This is a genomic window from Bacillus sp. FSL K6-3431, assembly GCF_038002605.1.
Lineage (GTDB): Bacteria > Bacillota > Bacilli > Bacillales > Bacillaceae_C > Lederbergia.
Genome location: NZ_JBBOCT010000001.1, coordinates 584,538 through 606,710 on the forward strand (window position 1 = coordinate 584,538; position 22,173 = coordinate 606,710).

The following is a 22,173-nucleotide window of genomic DNA, read 5'->3' on the forward strand; positions in this document are numbered from 1 at the left end:
GTGATCATAAACCCTGAGAAAGATTCAAGATAAAATGGTACATAAAAAAATGAGGTGTAATTATGGATAAGAAAAAAATCATTGAAAAACATAATCCTATTATTAATAAAGTTGAACCACTTTCTCCTCTATCAATTGGAAATGGAGAATTTGGTTTTAGCTTTGATTTTACTGGACTACAGACTTATCCTGAAGCATATGAAAGTCCATTAGGAACACAATCAAATTGGGGATGGCATTATTCAGGTGGTCGAGACGTTTTTACAGATAAGGATATTAGATTTCAAAGCTTTGATACTCACGGACGTCAAGTGCCTTACCCAATGAAGCCAGAAGATAAAGAGGAAGCTTATCATTGGCTAAGGCAAAACCCGCATCGATTGCAACTTGGAAGGATATCTTTCCGTTTTTTAAATACAGATCAATGTGAAATACCAGTTGCCGCGATTGAAGGTGTTCATCAGAAGCATGACTTATGGACAGGTGTTGTAGACAGTAAATATACAGTTGATGGCGAACCAGTGATAGTGAAAACCGCATGTCATCCGACACAAGATATCATTAGTGTAAACATAAAATCGCCTTTACTTAGTAAAAATAGACTTCAAGTTTTCACCCTATTTCCCGCACCAGATATTGCTCATAATAGTTGGTCAAAAGCAATTTTTCCTGACTGGGATTGTGATGACAGACATATAACTGAGATTACACAAAGAACTGATAAATCAGTAGTTTTAAGACGAGCCATGGATGATGATTCCTATCAAGTACACTGGCAGTGGGATCATGGAATTTTTGATCAAACAGATACACATGAATTTACTTTATGTTCAAATGGGGAATCAGATGAGTTAACCTTTACTGTAGCATTTTCTGCTGAAGTGCCCACTCCGGTTTGTGCAGGGGAAGTATTTTTAGAAAGTGAACAATATTGGAGAACTTTTTGGGAAAATGGTGGTGCGATTGATTTCTCGGAATGCACTGACTATAGAGCTGTTGAATTAGAAAGACGGGTAATCTTATCTCAGTATTTATGTGCTATCCATAGCGGAGGTTCATTGCCGCCGCAAGAAACAGGTTATATGTATAATAGTTGGTTTGGAAAGTTTCATTTAGAAATGCACTGGTGGCATGCTGCACATTTTCCGTTATGGGGACGTGCTGATATTTTGAAGAAAAGTCTGGATTGGTATGAAACGATTTTATCTTTAGCAACGGAATTAGCAAGCACCCAAGGATACACGGGTGCACGTTGGCCCAAAATGGTCGGTATTGATGGAAAGCAAAGCCCTTCCACAGTTGCTCCCGGATTAATCTGGCAGCAACCACATCCTATAGCGATGGCTGAATTGTACTATCAAGCAAAGCCAGATCATAAAACATTAGAAAAATATAAAAGCATCATATTTGAATCAGCCGACTTCATGGCTTCCTATGCCCATTGGAATGAGATAAGCCAATCATATGTACTCGGTCCACCTTTAATTCCGGCTCAGGAATGTCATTATATTTATGAAAGTATGAATCCACCATATGAATTAGAGTATTGGAAATATGGACTGGAAATTGCAATTAAATGGGCCGAAAGATTAAACGAGAAGGCGAATCCAACCTGGTTAAAAGTTGCTAATGCAATGGCAAAACCCCCACAAGAAAATGGAGTATATCTAGCACATGAAAATTGCCATAACTCCTTCACGGAGAAAAATCACGATCATCCATCAATGTTGGGAGCAATGGGAATCCTTCCTGGTAGCTTAGTAGATCCAGAGATTATGAGGAATACTCTGAATAAGGTGAAAGAGGTTTGGAATTGGGAATCAGCTTGGGGATGGGATTTCCCTATGTGTGCAATGACTGCCGCAAGATTAGGTGAAAGAGAGATGGCCATAGACTTTTTAATGATGGAGGCAACAAAGAATACGTATTTACCAAATGGCCATAATTATCAAAGACCGGGATTGACAGCATATTTACCTGGCAATGGTGGTTTGCTGACCGCCGTTGCGATGATGGCATCTGGCTGGAAAGATTCCACAGATAAAGATTGCCCTGGTTTCCCCAACGATGGTAGTTGGACGATTAAATACGAAGGATTACATGCTTGGTTATAAGTGCGTGTTCAAAAAGGAGCCATATTAGAAACAAGAAGTTCGAGGCGAGAAGGTTTTGAGGATCAGAGCGTATGCATTTAATAAGTGAGAACCGGACTTGCTACACGACGTGCTGACATCTGTGTTACTCACAGGACGCACTTGCACACGATGTGCTGGCCTCTGTATTGCTCACAGGACGTGAGCGATCTTAACAGTGGTTCCTTTCAGAGGATCCTTTTCCTTAGTATAAGTACCTAATAGCCAACGAAGAAATTCGGCGATTATCATTTGGTGACTTTTTGAACATCCTCTATAAGTAAATAAAGCATAAATACTAAGTTGAGAATATAGATACAAATAAATGATCATTAAAGAGTTGATTATATATCGTCAATGTTCTTCCTATCACTTGTCTATGGACAAGTGATATTTTCATTAATTACATGCAAATTTTACCTAGCAGTATGAGAATCCGGAAACAGAACTATCCTTATTTCTTAATCCCAACTAGAGGTTAATCGGAATACTAAATGATGTCACTCCATTCTAGCCAATGGCTAAGGTATTGTAATATGATGAAGGAAGATGAAAGCTTTTCCTTGAAAGGAGAATTATATTGAAATATATCATTATTGGTGGAGACGCAGCAGGCATGAGTGCAGCTATGCAAATTGTCCGGAACGACAAAAAAGCGGAAATAATTACACTTGAAAAAGGCGGGATTTATTCATACGGGCAATGTGGTCTTCCTTATACGATAAGTGGGATTATTCCTTCTACTGATGCGCTTATAGCCCGAAGCTTCGATACATTTCGTAATAAATATGGCATTAATGCAAAGATTTATCATGAGGTAAATAAGGTGGACCCGGAGAAAAAAATTGTATATGGAATTAATACCTTAACATCGGAAAAGTTCAAATATACATATGATAAATTATTAATCGCTACAGGGGCAAGCCCTCTTATACCAGATTGGAAAGGAAGAGAACTCGAGCGTGTACATTCGCTCAAAACTATTCCTGATGCAGAAAAGATCATCAAGAACATACAAGATGATATAAAAGATGTCACGATTGTTGGCGGCGGATATATTGGTTTAGAAATGGCGGAAAGCTTCAAAGAAATTGGTAAACACGTTCGTATCATTCAACGCGGTCAACAACTCGCCAAAATATTTGACGAGGATATGGCATTTCTGATCCAAAAAGAAGCAATGAAACATGAAATTGATGTATTAACAAATGAGAATGTATTGGCACTTAAAGGAAAACAAACCGTCGGCTCTGTTCAAACTGACCGGAACGAATATAATACAGATCTCGTATTAATTGCTATCGGTATGAAGCCTAACACAGGTTTTCTTAAAGATACAGGCATTATATTGGGTGTAAAAGATGCCATTCAAGTAAATCGAAATATGGAAACAAATATAAAGGATATTTATGCAGCTGGAGATTGTGCAGTTCATTATCATATCGTGAAAGAAATGGATGATTATATTCCACTAGGCACAACAGCAAATAAGCAGGGGAGAATTGCAGGATTAAATATGGTTGGAAATCAAAGATCTTTTGCAGGAGTGACTGGTTCATCCATCATTAAATTTATGGATTTATCTCTAGGCAAGACAGGTCTTTCTGAAAAGGAAGCACATTCATTAAATATCCCCTTTGAAATAGTCAAATTGGAAACAAATAATATTGCTGGATATTATCCAGGGGGGAAACCAATTCATATTAAGTTAGTTTATCGAAAAGATAATCATTCATTACTTGGTGGACAAGTGATCGGAGAAGCGGGGGTAGATAAGCGAATTGATGTTTTATCTACTGCACTTTTTAATCGTATGACGATGAGAAGTCTAGAAGATCTAGATCTCTGTTATGCACCTCCTTATAATAGTACATGGGATCCAATCCAGCAGGCTGCAAGAAGACATAGCCCCAAGTGAACTCGTTTCAGTTAACTGAAACATCGGGGAATCAGGTGAGGTCTTTCCTTCACTTATAAAAAGAAAACGCTAAAACATTTTGAATGAAAGCGATTGACATGGTGTATAATTGATGGTATTATCTTCCTTCTGATTGTCATTTAAAGGAGGGGAAATACTTGATTACTATTGATGGTTTAAGTAAGTCTTTCAAAGTTGCGAAGCGCTCCACTGGATTGAGGAATTCAGTGAAAGCGCTATTTCATCGTGAGCATACGATTGTTCAAGCGTTGAATGATATTTCTTTTTCTATTGAACCAGGAGAAATTGTCGGGTATATTGGTCCAAACGGCGCTGGGAAGTCTACAACGATCAAAGTCATGAGTGGTATTTTGGTCCCAGATAGTGGAAGTTGCACAATTATGGGATACACTCCTTGGAAGGAACGAGTACATTACGTCAAAAATATCGGAGTCGTCTTTGGACAACGTTCACAACTATGGTGGGATGTGCCTGTAATTGATTCTTTCATGTTACTTCGCGATATTTACAAAATCCCTCAATCCGAGTACAAGTCAAATATCGATCTGCTCGTCGAAACGCTTGATCTACAAACGCTTATTTATACGCCCGTACGCCAGTTAAGCTTAGGTCAACGGATGAGGTGTGAAATCGCAGCATCTCTTTTACATAGTCCGAGTGTCTTATTTTTAGACGAGCCAACAATTGGACTTGATGCACTATCAAAAATTGCCGTCCGACAGTTTATTAAAACCATCAATAAAGAAAAAGGAGTCACGGTTATTCTTACCACGCACGATATGAATGACATCGAAGCACTTGCTGACAGAGTCCTTTTAATCGGCAAAGGAAGTTTACTGTATGATGGAAAGCTAGAGGAACTAAGGAAAAAATATGGGTCACATAAAATACTTACCGCAGATTATCAGGAAAATTCACAATCATTTGACATTAATGGTGTTACCGTACATTCTCAGACAATAGAAAGGGCTGTTCTTAGCATTGATACGGAAAAAGTAATGATTGCCGAAGTCATCACAAAATTATCTGAAATGGTAGAGTTGTTGGATGTCTCTATCGAAGCACAACCAATCGAAGAGATTATTGTACAGCTCTATAAGGAATACCAAATATGAATGCATACATCTCTGTATTAAAATTGAGACTTCTGAATGGAATGCAGTATCGGGCAGCCGCATTTGCTGGGGTGGCAACACAATTTTTTTGGGGATTTATGTATATTATGATTTTTGAAGCGTTCTACCAACATGCCATCCAAACACCACCTATTTCATTCCAAGCATTGATTACTTATATTTGGTTGCAACAGGCATTCCTTGCATTCATTATGCTGTGGTTTCGTGACAATGAATTATTTGATCTGATTACTAGCGGAAATATCGCATATGAACTTTGTAGACCTTGTGGAATCTATGGATTTTGGTATGCAAAACTACTTGCACAACGATTGTCGAGTGCCATGCTTCGTAGCTTTCCGATACTGATCGTGGCTTTTTTATTACCACAACCATATAAGATGACTTTGCCACCAAATGTAACAACCTTTCTATTATTTTTATCATCTATGATTTTAGGATTATTGCTTTTAGTAGCTATTTCCATGTTTATTTATATTTCAGTCTTTATTACGATGTCTCCAGTAGGATCTTTGCTTGTTTTTGGCGTAATTGGCGAGTTTTTTGCCGGATTAACGATCCCGATTCCGTTTATGCCTATATGGCTTCAAAATATTGCATATATGCTGCCATTTCGTTTAACAGCAGATTTTCCATTTCGCGTTTACTCGGGACATATTCCACAAGATGAGGCAATCAGTGGGATACTTGCCCAGTTAATTTGGCTGCTCGTTCTAGTTTTACTTGGGAGATTTGCTTTTAATAAAGCATTAAAAAGGGTGGTCGTACAAGGAGGGTGAACAGTTTGAATCTTTATTTTAAGTATCTCCAAATTCTCTTTAAATCTCAAATGCAATATAGAACATCATTTTTACTTTTATCTCTTGGTCAGTTTTTCATCCCTCTATCAGTCTTCGCGGGATTATATTTTTTATTCGAGCGTTTTGGACAAATTAAAGGTTGGACTTTTTTCGAAGTTGCACTTTGCTTTGCAGTCATTCATATGGCTTTTTCAATTAGTGAGTGCTTCGCTCGTGGATTTGATGCTTTCTCCAGCCTTGTGAGAGATGGGAATTTTGATCGCCTACTTGTCCGTCCAAGAAGTACAATCATCCAAGTGATGGGTTCACAATTCGAGTTTACGAGGTTTGGCAGACTAATTCAGAGTTTGATTGTGTTAATTTGGGCAATAAGTAATTTGCCTATTGAATGGAGCATTATTAAAGCTTGCATCCTCGTACTAATGATTATTAGTGGCGTATTTATATTCACTGGAATTTTTATCCTTGCAGCAACAATGTGCTTTTGGACGATTCAAGGCCTCGAAGTGGTTAATATATTTACAGATGGTGGAAGGGAGATGGCGCAATATCCACTAAATATTTATCACAAGTGGGTATCAAAGTTTTTTACATTCGTCATCCCTTTTGGCTGCGTCAATTACTTACCGTTAATGTATTTACTAGATAAAAACGAAGGAAATTCCATTGTGTACATGATGGCACCTGTAGCTGGAATTATATTTATTCTTCCTTGTTTATTTGTTTGGGAATTTGGTGTTAAACGTTACCGATCGACAGGGTCTTAACAATATATAGATCTTTAAATCAGGGGGTGTTATTTAATAGCAGAGGGAGACAATAGCAAAAAATCAATTTCCTATAATTCGAAACAACAAGAGGGAACATGCGTTTTAGTGCTTGGAAAGATATAATGAAAAAAGCAATAGAATAGATTTCTCAAGGGTGGTCGGCACATCCCCAAGTGAAAGGGGGTGATGCTGGTGACAGTTTTTCAGGGCATTAATGTTTGGAACGATTAAACAAAAGAAGGGCATGGGAAATAGCCTCCACAAACACTCTAGGAAGTGTATTTTTATAGACCCTTTTTGAAAAGTAAGCTTTTTTCATTCCACGCACATCCTGAACATATATTCGCCAATTTAATTATAACAAAATGGAAACGACTTGAATTGCCTAACCAACATATTTTTCAAGTAATGATAAGCAGCGATTCATCTCCCTCCTAAATCTTTCGGATTTTGAGGAGGGAGATGAATCGCCAAGGTTGATAAACTTTGATATCTTTTATAAATTCTTATTTTAAATCATGTACAATCATCAGTACCATTAATCCAAACTCATTCAACTTATGTTAAATCTTTATTCTTTTTCTTTCTTTTTACACTAAAATAAATAATTGCCCCAACAATTAGCACAATCAAAATAACCGGTAAGTTTCCAATTGAAAATACGATCAAACCAGAAGAAGCGGTAAGGATAAAGTTCATACTTGTAGCAAGTTGTTTTTTCGTTTTTTCCCATGTATTTAAATTTTTACTATCTATACCTGGAACGATCACGCGATTCTCCTGCATTGATATGTCAATGGTAGAATAAGATGTTTGATTCTCTAAAAATTTAAGCTGTCCAACGATCACTTCAATTTCTTCTTGTACAGTAGATAAATCATTGGAAATTTTCAATAAATCTTCTGTTTTGCTTGCCTTGCTCATAAAATCAAGCAATCTTTCTTCCACCACTCGTTTCGATTTCAATCTAGACTCGAGATCAACATACTGTTCTGTAACATCCTGACCAGTTACATTCCGCTCTATCACTTCGGCTGCTTCTCCTTCGGCATCCTTTAGAAATTGTTGAAAATGTTTTTCGGGAATTCGGACTGTGATCATACCACTCATAACGTCCTCATTTTCCCGATATACATTCGATTCTACAATGTACCCACCGTAATCATTTACTTTTTTCTCAAATGTAAGCTGAGCTTTTTCTAGATTTTTCACATTTAAACGTAATTGCGCTTGATGAATAATCATTCTGTTTGAAGTGATTTCATTTGTTTTTTTATCAGCTACTTCTTCTGATTCAGAAAAATTTTTCCCTTGATCCATTTCGGTTTGTATCGCAACTTCTTCAGAGCTTTGAGATGGATCATCCATCTTGGCATTTTCACTCGAATCATTCGAGCTACAACCAGCCAATAATCCAAAAAAGCATGATAATAGTAAAAAAGTAATTCCTTTTCTCATCATTGATTGCCCCCTATCTGTTAAATATGTAGACGTTCACATTTTTAAAAGGTTACATATAATTAATCTTATTAATGCGTTATATCCCGGTGAGGGGGGGAGGAAGCGAGGAGTGCCATTGAACAATGAAACTTTTACAAGATTATATAGCTAACGAAAAAATGAAATTCGATAAATAACTTAATTAATAACTTATTCCACGTTCAAGTGGTGAATTATGAGAATGTGAAAAGAAGCAATGTATTAAATACTATTGCAAGCATATTAAATAAAAAAAATCTTGCAATTATTGGAAGAACGTGTTACATTAGGTTTACAATTTTCTGAACGGGGGATTTTATTAAAATGGCATTTATTAGATTCCGATTTACTTCAACTTTGCTTGGCTAATTGAATAGCTTTGAAAGGCTCTACTTGTGTGTAGAGTATTCGGAATTGGTCTGCCTTTTTAAGAAAAATCCAAATAATTATAATGGGGGAGAGAGACTGCTCTCTCTTTTTGTTTCTTAAAATATCATTATCAGAGTTGTTCATATGAATGTATCTGATTCAATATTTCCTAATTAGGTTAACTCCTTTTCGTCTACTTTTAACACATGTTAGAAATTGTGATTTAAAAACAATGTAGACAGAAGGAGTTTTTTGTATATGAAAGATAATAATAATGAACCAAAGAAATATGAATATTTGGCGGATAATCCAAATTTCAAGGTTTTACCCATTATGCTCTCCCTAATTATCGGTGCTTTTTTTGCGATATTAAATGAAACACTATTAAATATTGCGCTTATTACGTTAATGGACGAATTTTCGATATCGTTAACTACTGTGCAGTGGATGGCAACAGGATTTATGCTCGTGATGGGGGTTGTAATTCCCATATCCGCTTTGTTATTGCAATGGTATACGACTCGACAATTATTTCTAAGTACAATGATTGTTTTTACCATTGGGACAATAATATGTGCTATTGCACCGTCTTTTCCCATTTTGTTAGTAGGACGGTTAACACAGGCTGTTGGAACAGGTTTATTAATGCCAATTATATTTAATGTGTTTCTATTAATTTTTCCACCGCATAAGCGTGGTAAAATAATGGGATTAATAGGTCTTGTTATCATGTTCGCTCCTGCTATTGGACCAACACTTTCCGGGATTATTGTTGAATATTTAGGATGGCGCTATTTATTTATTATCGTTATCCCATTTGCTATATTTTCTATTGCATTTGCTTATAAATACTTAATCAATGTTTCAGAAGTGACAAAGCCGAAGATTGACATATTATCCATTATTTTTTCTTCTATTGGTTTTGGATCCATTGTATATGGCTTCAGTGCTGTAGGAGAAAGTGCCGCTGGATTTTTAAGTCCAAATGTGGCGATTGCGATTACCATTGGAGTCATAGGAATTGTCTTATTTTCAATGAGGCAACTAAAACTTGATGAACCGATAATGGATTTAAGGGTTTTTAAATATCCGATGTTTACACATGCTGTATTGATGTTCTTAATTATCATCATGACAATGTTTGCTTCAGAGATTATTTTACCGATTTATATGCAAGGCCCTTTAGCTTTAACAGCTGCAACAGCCGGACTCATCCTATTGCCGGGTAGTATTTTAAATGGAATCATGTCACCATTTATGGGGCATCTCTTTGACAAATTTGGCCCTAGAGTATTAATGATTCCAGCAACAATTGTATTAAGTGGGACGATGTTCATGATGAGCAGATTAACTTCTGATACAGCCTTATGGGTTGTCATTCTTGGATATATCCTAATAATGCTAACTGTTTCAGCTATAATGATGCCTGCAGAAACAAACGGATTAAATCAGCTTCCTAAACGATTATATCCACACGGAACGGCAGTCATGTCGACGTTACAGCCTGTTGCAGGGGCAATTGGTGTTTCGGTGTTTATCAGTATAATGAACGCAAGACAGCTTAAATTTTTACAAAATGCAGATACCCCTAAAGATCCAGCAACAATAAATGAAGCAATGGTGGCTGGTGTTGAACTTGTATATTTTCTTGCTTTTGCCATGTCTATCGTAGCGGTGATTTTAGCATTTACTGTGTACCGTGCGGAGCCAAAAGAGGATGACCTACCGCAAAAAGAAGGATAAGAATACTATTAACATAAATGATGTAATGAACAACTTTAATTATGAGAAAACTAAATTTAAGTAAAAAAAACGTCATCCAACATTTAAGGGATGACGTTTTTTTATTTCATATCGAATGAAGAATGTAGGCATATTGTTTTCGGGGATACAAGGCGATATACCAAATTGACAATTCAGTTCAAAACACGTTTACCACGATACAATAATCCACCCATCTTTTTGATAGATAAAATAGCCTTCATACTCACTTAATTCCACGTTTACTTCTTCACCTGTTTTTAAGACATGATCAATATTCTCAGATAAATTTTTAAATTCCTCAAATCCTCCCAATGCAAATGCTTCAGAAAGTATATTAACATGGTCAACATTAACTGCTTTAACGCCAGTGCTCATTTGGAAAATCGGGGTTCCATCTTTTACAATTGCTAAACTGCCACTATTTGGTATGGCATATAGTTGCGCATCATTGCTACGTGCAATTTTACTTAAATCTGCAAATTTCTCATCATCCATGATATTAACATATAATTCATCATCGATGATCATCTCGTCTACAGCCTGTTTACTATCAAGGTTAGAACTTTCACGATTTGAATGCTGCATTTCACTATTTTCTTTCTGTTTATCCATATTCTGTTGATTGATAGAAGACTTTTCACCATTATCTATTGCATTAACTTCATCGCTGTTTTCGGTTGCATTGGCTCTGCTTTGCGAACCTTCATAATGAAAGGCACCAGCAGCTAATAAAAATAAAGACATCAAAATAATCGCATAAAATTTATTTTTCATTTTTTATCACCCTTTCAGAGGCTATATATAAATAGACGTTTAACTAATGGAAATAGTTTCACCATACTAACAATCTCTATATTAATTATTACGAAAAGAGATGATTATCAAATCTAAACATAAGACTATTTTTACTACAGTAATCAAGTATACTGCGTTTTCCTTAATCTTTCCCCGCAAATTCTACTATCCAAACATATAAAAGATAAAAAACATGGTTGATCAATAGAATTATTACTAAATAAGACTTACTGGTCTACTAGAAATGATAAGCAAGTCTTATTTCGGTAGCACGGTGCTATTTGTTCAATATCTATTAATTGTGATTTTAGAATAAGTCAAATATTTATGTTAATTACTATTGCTAAATGGCGATATTTATACTAAACTCTAAACAGGAGTGATTATCATTCTCAATTAAAGTGTAAATGTATATAGAACCATAAGGAGGGAAGTAATTATGATGATGCTGCATAATTGCCTAGTGCGGAACACATCATAATAGAGAACTAGATTATATTTATCGAAGAAATGAGAAAGAATTATACATAAAAGGAGAAAGTGAACATGAGGAAGTTATTTATTTTAGTCATTGCTATGTTATTTGCTTTAACAGCATGTGCCGAAAAAGGGCAAGTTGTTAAGGATGATAGTGGAAGTAAAATGGACGAAAAAATTGAAATAAAACACGCTCTAGGTACAGAAACCTTTGATAAAGCACCAGAACGTGTAGTTGCATTGGAATGGAATTATGTGGAGGAACTACTTGCCTTGGATATTCAGCCAGTGGGAGTTGCGGATATCGAAGGTTTTAATAAATGGGTTAAAATTGATAAACAGCTAGACGATGATGTAGTCGATGTCGGCACGCGACAAGAACCCAATTTAGAAGAAATTGCAAAGCTTAAACCAGATGCAATTATTACACTCGCTAATAATCATGAGAGTATAAAGAATGATTTAGAAAAAATCGCTCCTACAATTTTTTATGATACAACATCTAAAAAAGCGTCTAAAGATCTTTATCAAACTTCAATAGATTCATTCAAAACTACATCAAAATTATTGCAAAAGGAAAAGGAAGCCGAAGAAGTTATTAGTCAATTGGAAGATAAGTATGCTAAAGCGAAAAATGAAATAGAGGGACTGAATTTAACAACGAAAAACTTTGTCTTTACACAAGCATTTACTGTAAATCAGGCCCCATCCTTCCGTTTGTTTACTAAGAACTCTATGGTTAGCCATGTGCTAGAAAAAGTAGGTCTTGAAAATCAAATTACAGACAATGAGGATGCGGAATGGGGTTTTATTGAAGCCAATATTGAGGGAGTTTCGAAATATCAGGATTCTCTTTTCATTCATGCCGTTCAAAAAGACGATCCACTTTTTGAAAATGTCAAAAACAATAAAGCTTGGAATGATTTCACCTTTGTAAAGGAAAATCATATCTATGATATTGGCGGTGACACTTGGACTTTTGGCGGAGTTTTATCTGCTAATACACTAGTAAATAATCTGCTTAAAGCTTTAAAACAATAATATGATGAATGACAAATTAAAAATATGGTTGTATATGGTCGGATGTATCATTATATTTTTGATTCTCGCATCCATTCACATAAGTCAGGGACAGTCTTCATCAGGTTATTTTTCCTTTTGGCAACAACTTAAGCATAATAACCAGCAAATGAACTTTTTCTTATATAATCGTTTACCGCGTTTTGCAATAGGTTGTATAGCAGGAGCAGCATTGGCTGTCGCTGGGATGATTATGCAATCTATAACGAAAAATCCGTTAGCAAGTGCAAGTACATTAGGTATACATTCAGGGGCATATTTTTTTGTTGTAGCTTGTGCGATTTTCTTTCCAAAAGCGAGTGGGAATTTCCCTTTAGTTATTGCCTTCGGTGGAGGACTTGTAGCGGCAATGCTCGTATGGAGTCTGGTTGGGAAAACACTTGATCCCGTTCGTGTTGCACTAACGGGTTTGATTGTCAGTATGTTGTTTTCATCTTTTACTGGAGCCTTGCAACTATTTTACTCCAATGAAGTAGCTGGTTTATTTCTATGGGGGTCTGGCTCACTATTACAATTGGATTGGTCAGGAGTTCAATTTGCTTGGCCTTGGTTTACTGTAACGATTATTATAGCATTATTGCTAAGCCGTAAATTAGATGTACTGTTGCTTGGGGAAGAGGCGGCAATAGGTCTCGGAGAGAAAGTTGGAGGCATTAAAGCGCTTGGTTGGATAATCGCCATCTTATTGGCATCTATTACTGTAGCTGTCGTTGGTCCCATTGGTTTTGTAGGCATCATCGCTCCACATATTGTGCGTTTATTAGGATTCAGACTCCACTTTTCTATGATCCTAGGCAATATTATAGTAGGTGCGACACTGTTAATCGGCGCAGATGTGCTTGTTCGTCTAATCACTCAAACTCAAGAATTACCAGTTGGAGCAATGACTGCTATTATTGGTGGTCCCTTACTCATCTATTTAGCTATTAAAATGAGCAAAGGGAAAAGAGAAAAAGCTTCCGCTTTGAATGGACACGACTTTTTCTCCCGGAAATGGCTTGTCGTCCTTTGTATATCATTAATTGCATTACTCGTCTTATTCATAAGCGTCTTATTTGGGGGCACAGAGTTTACTCCGATAAATAACATTGTTCAGGAATTAGCACATAATATATATGTATGGGATTTTCGTGTACCTCGAATACTAGTTAGCTTTCTAGTAGGCATGCTCATGGCAGCAGGAGGTATGATTTTACAATCCGTATTGCGTAATCCTCTGGCCGATGCTTCTGTACTAGGTGTGACTTCTGGGGCAGGTATGGTAGCGATGATCTTCCTCATTATGTTCCCGGGGATTCCATTCTATTTCATTCCTGTAGGAGCAATTATCGGTGCTTTGTTGGCGATGGGGATTATATTAATATTCAGTTTTCGTAGCGGTTTTCAACCAATTATGCTTGTATTAATTGGTATATCGATTTCTGCAATATGCTCGGCCATCATTCAGATACTTGTAGTGAAATCAAAACTGAATGTCACGCAAGCTTTAACATGGTTATCAGGTAGTACATATGGTAGTTCCTGGGATCACGTACTGATTGCCGCGCTTACTTTGATCTTATTTTTCCCGATTATTTATTATTTTTCAAGAACGTATGATGTACTTTTATTCGGAGATGAATTGGCAATTGGCTTTGGTTTAAAAACACAAAAGGTACGTTTGTATATGATTGTCTTAGGTGTTATATTATCGGCAATTAGTGTTGCCATTGTCGGTACAATCGGCTTTATTGGATTGTTAGCTCCACATGCAGCTAGGAGAATGGTCGGAATAAAACATCAGCATATATTTCCTGTTACTGTCTTGCTTGGTGGAATTCTTTTAATTATTGCAGATTTTCTTGGACGTTATCTATTGGCACCGAAAGATGTACCTGCAGGGCTATTGGTTTCCCTTGTAGGAGCACCTTATTTGCTTTATTTATTAAAGATGACTGGGAAAATATCTGTTAAATAATTTGTAATAGCTGTTATATAAAAAATCGACGTTATTTGTTACGTCGATTTTTTTGAAAGCTTTCAGACATTTTCAGATTAATAGACAAAAAAAGGATGTATAGATCTCTCTACAGTTCTCTACAGTTCTCTACAGTTCACTAAATACATATTTTAAAATAAAATACGATAAAAAAATTAAAAATTAATTATATGACATTCTTGATTTTCGCTATGTTGAAAAAAATAGAGCCAATGGAAAATAACCAAGTATTTGAGATCAAGACTGCGTTTTGGGACCTAATTTTATATTTGCAATTGTCAAAGAAAATCATTGAAAACAAATTAAGCATACTGTATACTATTCAATAATGAGAATGATTATCATTATTGAATTTAATCAAGAAAGGTGATATATATATGTCAACTCTTACAGTCGACCAAGTTGCAGTTGGTTATTCAAATACAATGATAATAAACGGGCTAAGTGTTAAGATTCCCGAAAAAAAAATTACAACGATTATCGGTCCAAATGGATGTGGGAAGTCTACATTACTTAAAACGATTGCCCGTATTTTGAAAACACAAAATGGCGCTGTGTTTTTAGATGGACGCGCCATACAACAGTTACCGACAAGGGAAATTGCGAAAAAAATGGCGATCTTGCCACAGGGTGCAGAAGCACCACCGGGCCTTACTATATTTGAATTGGTTTCATACGGAAGATTTCCGCATCAACGAGGATTCGGCACTTTAAAAAAAGAAGATCTAAAGCATATCCATTGGGCTATTGAAGTTACTGGATTAAAAGAATTGCAGGATCGACCTGTAGAAGCTTTATCAGGAGGACAACGACAGCGTGTATGGATTGCGATGGCTCTTGCACAGGATACAGAAATTCTTATTTTGGATGAGCCAACGACGTATTTAGATATGGCGCATCAATTGGATATTCTCTTATTGCTTAAACAATTAAATGAGGAAGAAGGAAAAACGATTGTAATGGTGCTTCACGATTTAAATCACGCTTCGCGTTTTTCACATTATATGATTGCAATGAAAGATGGTGCGATCATTACTGAGGGCTTGCCTGAGAAAGTAATGACATGCGCAAATCTACAATCTGTATTTGATATTAATGCGACAATGATGGCTTGCCCATTTAGTGAAAATCCTATTTGTCTTTCTTATCAATTGAATAAAGAAACGGAATGCTTATTGCGAACTGCTGAACAAACATAAGGAGTAACTATGGCAGTTTCATTAAAAACAAAAAACGCCATGAACATATTTATTGAATCACGTCCAATCGAGCCCCCTCATCCTAATCGAAGGCTTAATCGAAATCTATGATAAGTACTTACATAGATTTCGACGCAGTAGATAAGTTATTATAACCGTGTGTTCTGCTTTGTTCCATTTCAAATCAAAAATGACAAATCACCTAAAGGTTTTGTTGCAAAAATTATATCCGGCTCCATGATGCAAGGGACGCTCTCCCTTGCATCATGGAGCCTTTTAGGTTTAAACCGGAGAAAAAATTAATTTTGAAGAATCTGCGAGATGTGTGAAACAAAAATGATTCCTAGTTCGTGTAAGGGATGAAGAAATAGCTATAAGAGGAGAATTTATATGAATACAGTAAGGATAGATGGATTACAGAAAAACTATCGGAAATTTCAAGCGTTAAAAGATGTTCATCTGCAAATAGATAAAGGATTATTCGGATTACTTGGACCTAATGGCGCCGGCAAGACGACTTTAATGAAAATTCTTAGTACGATCCTTCCATTTAAAGATGGAGAAGTAACGATCTATGATTTTGATTTGTTGAAGGAAGGGGACAAGGTTCGTGAAATTCTTGGTTACTTACCGCAAGATTTCCATGCTCCTGGACAATTTACCGGGAGAGAATTTTTACATTATGTTAGCTCAATGAAAGGCGTCATTGATAAACAAGATAGAAAAACTCAGGTTGAAAAAGTACTAGATGAGGTAAATTTGCTCACACATGCTGATAAAAAAATTAAAAGTTACTCGGGTGGGATGAAAAGAAGACTGGGTATTGCACAAGCATTGCTTGGTCATCCAAAATTAATCATCCTCGATGAGCCGACCGCTGGACTGGACCCATCCGAGCGAATTCGCTTCCGTAATGTCATTGAAAAACTGAGTAAAGATTATTCAATTATTTTATCGACTCACATTATTAGTGATATTGAATCAAGCTGTGAAAAACTGGCAGTTTTAAATAATGGTCAATTGTTATTTCAAGGGACGACCGCTGGATTGGCAAAAAAAGCCGAAAATTATGTGTGGGAGTTTCAAGTGCCATATACTGATTATGATATGGTCGAAAAGGAACATTTAATTATTTCAAGTAGAAGAGAAGCGGGCAATGCTGTCTTTCGCGTCATTGATAAGGAACCTCCACATGAAAATGCAACTGCTATACAGCCTTCGATTGAAGATGGCTATATGGCGGTGATCAACGGGGTGATTCAATGAACATGATTAACCTTATTTATCGCAATGAACTACTGCAATTATCCCGTAATAAATTTTCAGCCATCCCACTTATTATTAATCTACTATGTTGGGGTTATATCATTATCTCATATGAAATACAACCCGTTCATTATGAAGAGCGTGCTGCTGCTTTTTATCAAGGATTTATGTGGATGTTGATGCTTAATCTATTAATGAGCGGCTTGTTTGCTGTATATATGGCAAGTAAAGATCGGGAAAATGAATTTGAATCTTTAGTTGTGACCTATCAGGTGAAAAACGTCGAATGGATTGTGGGGAAATGGTTGGTCGCACAATTATATGGTCTTGGCATCACCTTCATCACAATACTTGTTCAAGTCAGTTGGCTTGTGATAGGAAAAATATCTTTTGGAGATTTAGTTAAAAACGTCATCTATGTATTTATTCAAATGGAAGGCGCATTATTTTTACTCATTTCTCTTGGTTTCTTATTTGGCATCATATTGAAAAATATGTTTGCCTATATTTTTATTCCGGCTATTTTAGTACTAACTTTAGGAGTTCCCTTTGATTATACAGGTGTTGCATCGACATTTGATAATCCGAGATTACACTTATTGACGCCATTCGATTATATGTTTGTTCAATCTCCTTATGAAAGTATGTGGGGAATCGATCGGGTATTTGAAACAACGATATTGCACCAAATCATCGTTTTATTACTCGGGGGCATTTTTATACTTGCGACACTTTTATTATTTCGCTCTAACCGCAGGATACAGAGCGAAAAAAAGATTGTACCCATATTGATTGCAATACTACTCATACCGACAATTATATTAAGTGGTATTCGTTATGTGCAATATGATCAGGCATTTAAACAATATGTCACAACAGGGGAGCATTATGTAACTGGATTTGAGGGTAGGGATGAAAAGGCATTATCTGAATGGGAATGGGAAAATTCATATTATGATACATATCTAGATAATAAAAAATTTGAGTTTTCAATGGAGCAGACGGATTTATCCGTTCAACTGCAAACAGATAATTCGATAAAGGTCAGGAGTCGATTAACGATTAAGCATAACGGTGATGCTCCCGTTAAAGATGTATATCTGACATTACATCAGGCATTAAATGTGACGGAATGCTCCAGCAGTTTAGGTATTACTTGTTCACGTGAAAAGGATTTTATTATTGTCCACTTTGATCAGATGATAAAACCAGATGAACAGTTCGACTTAAACTTGGATTATCACGGAAGTATTTTACAATATCGTGATGAAGGCTATGTGGAGCATGCTTTTATTAAGAATAATAGAGTGTATCTTCCAAAAGAAGCAGGTTGGTATCCACTTATTGGAGAGCGCCAATTGGTGATCGCACGAGAGCATAATAATCGTTATGTGCAATTTGAACTAAGGAATGCCAGACTAGTTGAGGATTTTCCTACGGCATTTACTGTTGAAATTTCCCATGAAAATAGTAAACTGCCACTTGCTCTGACGATTCCTGAAGTAGAAGCTGGCATCTTTCAAGGAACTTCACAATATGGTTTGTCTTTAGTTGGAGGAACTTTGAAAGAAGTGCAGGTTGATCAAATTCGATTGGTTGGTCATCCGGAAGTTCTCAACGGTGCTAAAAAAGTGATTAAGAAATATCAAGAAGCCTGGAACTTTATTGAAGATTGGCTGGATATCCCAATGACACCGTCCATCATTTATATATTAAATGATGATCATTATTATCTTACCCGATCTACACCTAGTCAGGATTTTCTTGTTTGGTATGCTGGAGATCTTAAATATGTGGAGGATTCGATTATTGCCTATAGAGCAGTTGATTATCTAACAAGCGAACATCGAACATGGGATATGGAAAATGATTTGTATTTACTGAATCAGGTAATTACGTGGTCGATTTTAAGTGAATTGCAAGATGAGGTTGGTTTTAAGAAATGGTATTCACCAATGCGAGAACCAATGGAAGAAACAAAGTCGATAGATATTTTAAATGAATATGAAGAACAAGGCATAGACAAGTTTAATGAAGTCGTTAAATTTCTTTACACACAATACGATCAATTTGAAAACAAGAATGAATTTAAGATAGAAGCTGCTTTACAATTGTACGAAGGAGAAACAGATAAATGAGCGGATTTTCGATTAGACAAAGGCTTTTTCTGAAAATATGGTTTACATCGTTCTATTCAATTTTGGTGATGTTACTTATTCCGATTGCAGCGTATGTTATCAATAGTTCGGGATCGTATACAATTGAAGAGTTATCTAGCATAATTTATGAAGAAGCAGCGCCAATCTGGTTTGTGCTTATATTGCAATGGTGTTTTTCGATTGATTTTGATTCGAAATTTTATCATCAATTGATGACATATCCTGTTTCTAGATGGAAATTCATTATGGAAAGATTCCTATTTTCAGCTTTCATTTTTATTGGTTTATTAAGTGTGGTAACACTCGTTTTAACACCGACTATGGGAGTTTTTGTATGGCAAGGCTTAGCCTTTACGATTCCAGTATACATAGCAATTGTTGGATTTGTAGTCGCAGGTACGGTGATTGGAAAACATTCAATTGGCGGTTTATTGGCTGGGATTCTTTTTTGGATGATTTCAGAATTTAGCGGTATATTTTTGGGAGATCTAAATGTGATTTTACTTAAATATGGCAGTGTGTATACATTTGTTCATGGTGAGAGTGCTTTGTTTGCGGTTGAAAATCATTGGATTTTTTACAATCGATTATTTTATATGGGGATTGGCGTACTACTTATTGGATTAGCGATGTTACAATTAAATCGAAAAACTGTTTAGAAATTCGGAGGGGACGGAATGCAAGACGAAGATTATATGCGCCAGGTGTCACATGGTAATGACTCGGCATTAGATACACTTGTTTTCCGGTATCATAAACCTCTATATGGTTATGTGTACCGTCTATTACAGGATGAAAAACTCGCTGAAGATTTCGTCCAGGATACTTTTCTAAAAATCTATCAACAAGGGAAAAAGGGCTTTGTTCCAGATCATTTTAAACCCTGGATGTACAAAATAGCGACAAATAGTTGTAAAGACTACTGGAAAAAGTCTTCTACAAAGCGAGAGTTTTTTACGGACAAGGATGTAGAAGAAGAAGGGCAGATCCATCACATTATCGATCGCCAATTGGAACGGCAATGGATGGTAGATTCTTTAAATCAATTATCCATAGATTATCGAACAGTTCTTTATTTAAGGTTTTACCAAGATTTGAAATATGCGGAAATCGCTTTTACATTAGATATTTCCATTAATACTGTAAAAACCCGCATTACGCGTGGATTAAAGCAGCTTGAGGGCGTATTGTTAGATGATGAGAGAAAAGGAGTGGGGGTAAATGAGTGAAGACCAAGAGTTATCACGCTTAGAAAACGAGTGGAAACAACGTTTTGATCGATATACAGCCCCAGAGCCAACGAGAGAAAATACAATGAATTTGATTCAAAAGATAAAAGAAGTAGAAGAAATCAAGCCTGTCGATTTAAGAGCTGAGTTTGAAGCCACTCAAGCCACACAAACGATGAAGGAAAAAGTGACCAATGCATTTTTATCACAATGGAATTTTCACGGAAGTGCTAGTTGGATACTGACTGGCATTGTCATGCTCGTCTTAACGATCACTATTAGTCAAAATACACAAAATGAAATGACTGGTTTTTTAGCTTGGATTAAATGGATTACACTTATTATAATAGCTGTCATGGGCTATGCCTTTCGCTCTAAAAACGAAGGGAATCAGATCATTGAAACGTTAAGTTATTATCCTTTAATCCAGCAAATGTTTACACGATTTATTTTTGTTATGGGATTACAATTAGTAATCACGCTACCACTAAGTATTTTCATACTTGGAAATGCCAGTTCTGTTCTGTATTTAATTTGTGCGTTTACACCTATTTTTTTCTTTGGTGTATTTGGTTTTGTTAGTACGATGTGGTTCGGGCAAAAGATCGGTGTTTTTCTTACGATATTTGTGTGGTCTACGCAAATCTTAATCGACAAGCAATTCCAGTCAACTTCCTTGTTCCAATTGCCTAAAAATGACTATTTCTTATTAATAAATACTGGCATATTCACAGCTTCTATTCTTTTATTAAGTAGCATATTACTAAAACGACGTTTTCTGAGGAAAGAGCAATGAGGATTACGGTAAACGATGTAACATATGTGAAAGAAAAAATGACAATTATCCATGAGATTAGTTGTACATTTACAGCAGGCATCACGTATGTTGTTGGGAAAAATGGAGCTGGAAAAAGCTCGCTTCTAAAACTGCTTGCCACTGGAGTATATCCCAATAAAGGAATGATCAATTATTCTACGTTGATAAGGGATGATGAGATTGGTAAATATCGTAAACAGTTAAGCGTAGATGAAATAAGAACAATGATTGGGTTCATGCCCCAGCATTTCACAGGTCACTCGGAAATGACCGTCACAAGGTATTTAACATATATAGCGTATCATAAAGGAATACCGCATAAGTTAGTTAAATCTACAGTTGAAAAATGGTTAATTGAAACGAATTTGACTAAATGCAACAGACGGAAACTCGGTAAACTTTCGGGGGGACAATTACAAAAAGTAGGATTGATTCAAGCGCTCATAAACCAACCGAGAATTTGCATTCTTGATGAACCATTTGCAGGATTGGACACGCAAGAAAGCTTATTTTTCAAACGGAAAATTCAAAGACTTTCCTTTCATAGCGTGGTGATCATTAGCACCCATTTACTAGAAGATATTGAGCAATCAGAAGATCTGAGCTTATTGTATATGGAAAATGGGGATTTAAGATATTGCGGAGGAACAAATGAGCTTAATCAAGTAATGGAAGGATTGAACCAAATAACTGAAAATATATGAACCTATATTTGAACGAATCACAAATACTGAATAGATTCTTATTTTAAGGTTGATAAGGGAGGATAAAATGCAGTTTTATA

Annotated in this window: 17 protein-coding genes; 15 read left to right on the forward strand and 2 right to left on the reverse strand. The window is 36.1% G+C overall.

Annotated elements, in window-relative coordinates; translation table 11 throughout:
• The first annotated feature begins 62 nt into the window (after window positions 1-62).
• The 5 genes from MHB53_RS02855 to MHB53_RS02875 all read left to right on the forward strand — a co-directional run bounded on the left by MHB53_RS02855 (window position 63) and on the right by MHB53_RS02875 (window position 6,774).
• A complete protein-coding gene (locus MHB53_RS02855) occupies window positions 63-2,114 on the forward strand; it encodes a glycoside hydrolase family 65 (protein WP_340915641.1) in 2,052 nt (683 codons plus the stop codon).
• A 598-nt stretch (window positions 2,115-2,712) separates the two neighbouring features.
• Window positions 2,713-4,050, forward strand: coding sequence for a CoA-disulfide reductase (locus MHB53_RS02860; protein ID WP_340915642.1), 1,338 nt, complete (start codon window positions 2,713-2,715; stop codon window positions 4,048-4,050).
• 158 nt (window positions 4,051-4,208) lie between these two features.
• Window positions 4,209-5,186 carry an ABC transporter ATP-binding protein gene (locus MHB53_RS02865; RefSeq protein ID WP_340915643.1) on the forward strand — a complete coding sequence of 326 codons (978 nt, stop codon included), beginning with the start codon at window positions 4,209-4,211 and terminating at the stop codon, window positions 5,184-5,186.
• On the forward strand, window positions 5,183-5,986 hold the full coding sequence (locus MHB53_RS02870) for an ABC transporter permease (RefSeq protein ID WP_340915644.1): 804 nt from the start codon (window positions 5,183-5,185) through the stop codon (window positions 5,984-5,986). The genes MHB53_RS02865 and MHB53_RS02870 overlap by 4 nt, the downstream gene beginning before the upstream one ends.
• Before the next feature lie 5 nt (window positions 5,987-5,991).
• Window positions 5,992-6,774 (forward strand): ABC transporter permease, encoded by a 783-nt coding sequence (locus tag MHB53_RS02875; protein ID WP_340915645.1) that lies wholly within the window; start codon window positions 5,992-5,994, stop codon window positions 6,772-6,774.
• A 561-nt stretch (window positions 6,775-7,335) separates the two neighbouring features.
• Here the strand turns inward: MHB53_RS02875 and MHB53_RS02880 are convergent.
• Window positions 7,336-8,238 carry a DUF4349 domain-containing protein gene (locus tag MHB53_RS02880; protein ID WP_340915646.1) on the reverse strand — a complete coding sequence of 301 codons (903 nt, stop codon included), beginning with the start codon at window positions 8,236-8,238 and terminating at the stop codon, window positions 7,336-7,338.
• A 645-nt stretch (window positions 8,239-8,883) separates the two neighbouring features.
• Between MHB53_RS02880 and MHB53_RS02885 the strand changes: the two genes are divergently transcribed.
• Entirely contained in the window at window positions 8,884-10,368 is a 1,485-nt protein-coding gene (locus MHB53_RS02885) for an MDR family MFS transporter (RefSeq protein ID WP_340915647.1), read from the forward strand.
• A gap of 189 nt (window positions 10,369-10,557) precedes the next feature.
• Here MHB53_RS02885 and MHB53_RS02890 read toward each other — a convergent pair whose 3' ends face one another.
• The gene (locus tag MHB53_RS02890; protein WP_340915648.1) at window positions 10,558-11,163 is read right to left on the reverse strand and encodes a hypothetical protein; all 606 of its coding nucleotides are present in this window, start codon (window positions 11,161-11,163) and stop codon (window positions 10,558-10,560) included.
• Window positions 11,164-11,730: 567 nt separating this feature from the next.
• Here MHB53_RS02890 and MHB53_RS02895 point away from each other — a divergent pair.
• From MHB53_RS02895 to MHB53_RS02935, 9 genes are all read left to right on the forward strand, one after another.
• A complete protein-coding gene (locus tag MHB53_RS02895; protein ID WP_340915649.1) occupies window positions 11,731-12,702 on the forward strand; it encodes an ABC transporter substrate-binding protein in 972 nt (323 codons plus the stop codon).
• 1 nt (window position 12,703) lies between these two features.
• Complete coding sequence (locus MHB53_RS02900) at window positions 12,704-14,698, forward strand: iron ABC transporter permease (protein ID WP_340915650.1); 1,995 nt, start codon at window positions 12,704-12,706, stop codon at window positions 14,696-14,698.
• Between the two features lie 398 nt (window positions 14,699-15,096).
• Window positions 15,097-15,918 carry an ABC transporter ATP-binding protein gene (locus tag MHB53_RS02905; RefSeq protein ID WP_340915651.1) on the forward strand — a complete coding sequence of 274 codons (822 nt, stop codon included), beginning with the start codon at window positions 15,097-15,099 and terminating at the stop codon, window positions 15,916-15,918.
• Between the two features lie 390 nt (window positions 15,919-16,308).
• Window positions 16,309-17,184: an ABC transporter ATP-binding protein gene (locus tag MHB53_RS02910; protein WP_340915652.1), complete on the forward strand. Its 876-nt coding sequence runs from the start codon at window positions 16,309-16,311 to the stop codon at window positions 17,182-17,184.
• On the forward strand, window positions 17,181-19,322 hold the full coding sequence (locus MHB53_RS02915) for an ABC transporter permease (RefSeq protein WP_340915653.1): 2,142 nt from the start codon (window positions 17,181-17,183) through the stop codon (window positions 19,320-19,322). The genes MHB53_RS02910 and MHB53_RS02915 overlap by 4 nt, the downstream gene beginning before the upstream one ends.
• Window positions 19,319-20,002, forward strand: coding sequence for a hypothetical protein (locus MHB53_RS02920; RefSeq protein ID WP_340915654.1), 684 nt, complete (start codon window positions 19,319-19,321; stop codon window positions 20,000-20,002). The genes MHB53_RS02915 and MHB53_RS02920 overlap by 4 nt, the downstream gene beginning before the upstream one ends.
• Before the next feature lie 18 nt (window positions 20,003-20,020).
• Complete coding sequence (locus MHB53_RS02925; protein ID WP_340915655.1) at window positions 20,021-20,572, forward strand: RNA polymerase sigma factor; 552 nt, start codon at window positions 20,021-20,023, stop codon at window positions 20,570-20,572.
• Window positions 20,565-21,368 carry a hypothetical protein gene (locus MHB53_RS02930; protein WP_340915656.1) on the forward strand — a complete coding sequence of 268 codons (804 nt, stop codon included), beginning with the start codon at window positions 20,565-20,567 and terminating at the stop codon, window positions 21,366-21,368. Before MHB53_RS02925 ends, MHB53_RS02930 begins: the two co-directional genes overlap by 8 nt.
• Window positions 21,365-22,093, forward strand: a complete 729-nt coding sequence (locus MHB53_RS02935) for an ATP-binding cassette domain-containing protein (protein ID WP_340915657.1) — start codon at window positions 21,365-21,367, stop codon at window positions 22,091-22,093. Before MHB53_RS02930 ends, MHB53_RS02935 begins: the two co-directional genes overlap by 4 nt.
• Window positions 22,094-22,173: the final 80 nt, after the last annotated feature.

Bases quoted from the DNA above. Each gene is read 5' to 3' on its own strand.
- MHB53_RS02855 (WP_340915641.1), top strand. From the start codon at position 63: ATGGATAAGAAAAAAATCATTGAAAAACATAATCCTATTATTAATAAA.
- MHB53_RS02870 (WP_340915644.1), top strand. From the start codon at position 5,183: ATGAATGCATACATCTCTGTATTAAAATTGAGACTTCTGAATGGAATG.
- MHB53_RS02880 (WP_340915646.1), bottom strand. From the start codon at position 8,238: ATGATGAGAAAAGGAATTACTTTTTTACTATTATCATGCTTTTTTGGA.
- MHB53_RS02885 (WP_340915647.1), top strand. From the start codon at position 8,884: ATGAAAGATAATAATAATGAACCAAAGAAATATGAATATTTGGCGGAT.
- MHB53_RS02890 (WP_340915648.1), bottom strand. From the start codon at position 11,163: ATGAAAAATAAATTTTATGCGATTATTTTGATGTCTTTATTTTTATTA.
- MHB53_RS02895 (WP_340915649.1), top strand. From the start codon at position 11,731: ATGAGGAAGTTATTTATTTTAGTCATTGCTATGTTATTTGCTTTAACA.
- MHB53_RS02900 (WP_340915650.1), top strand. From the start codon at position 12,704: ATGATGAATGACAAATTAAAAATATGGTTGTATATGGTCGGATGTATC.
- MHB53_RS02905 (WP_340915651.1), top strand. From the start codon at position 15,097: ATGTCAACTCTTACAGTCGACCAAGTTGCAGTTGGTTATTCAAATACA.
- MHB53_RS02910 (WP_340915652.1), top strand. From the start codon at position 16,309: ATGAATACAGTAAGGATAGATGGATTACAGAAAAACTATCGGAAATTT.
- MHB53_RS02915 (WP_340915653.1), top strand. From the start codon at position 17,181: ATGAACATGATTAACCTTATTTATCGCAATGAACTACTGCAATTATCC.
- MHB53_RS02920 (WP_340915654.1), top strand. From the start codon at position 19,319: ATGAGCGGATTTTCGATTAGACAAAGGCTTTTTCTGAAAATATGGTTT.
- MHB53_RS02925 (WP_340915655.1), top strand. From the start codon at position 20,021: ATGCAAGACGAAGATTATATGCGCCAGGTGTCACATGGTAATGACTCG.
- MHB53_RS02930 (WP_340915656.1), top strand. From the start codon at position 20,565: ATGAGTGAAGACCAAGAGTTATCACGCTTAGAAAACGAGTGGAAACAA.
- MHB53_RS02935 (WP_340915657.1), top strand. From the start codon at position 21,365: ATGAGGATTACGGTAAACGATGTAACATATGTGAAAGAAAAAATGACA.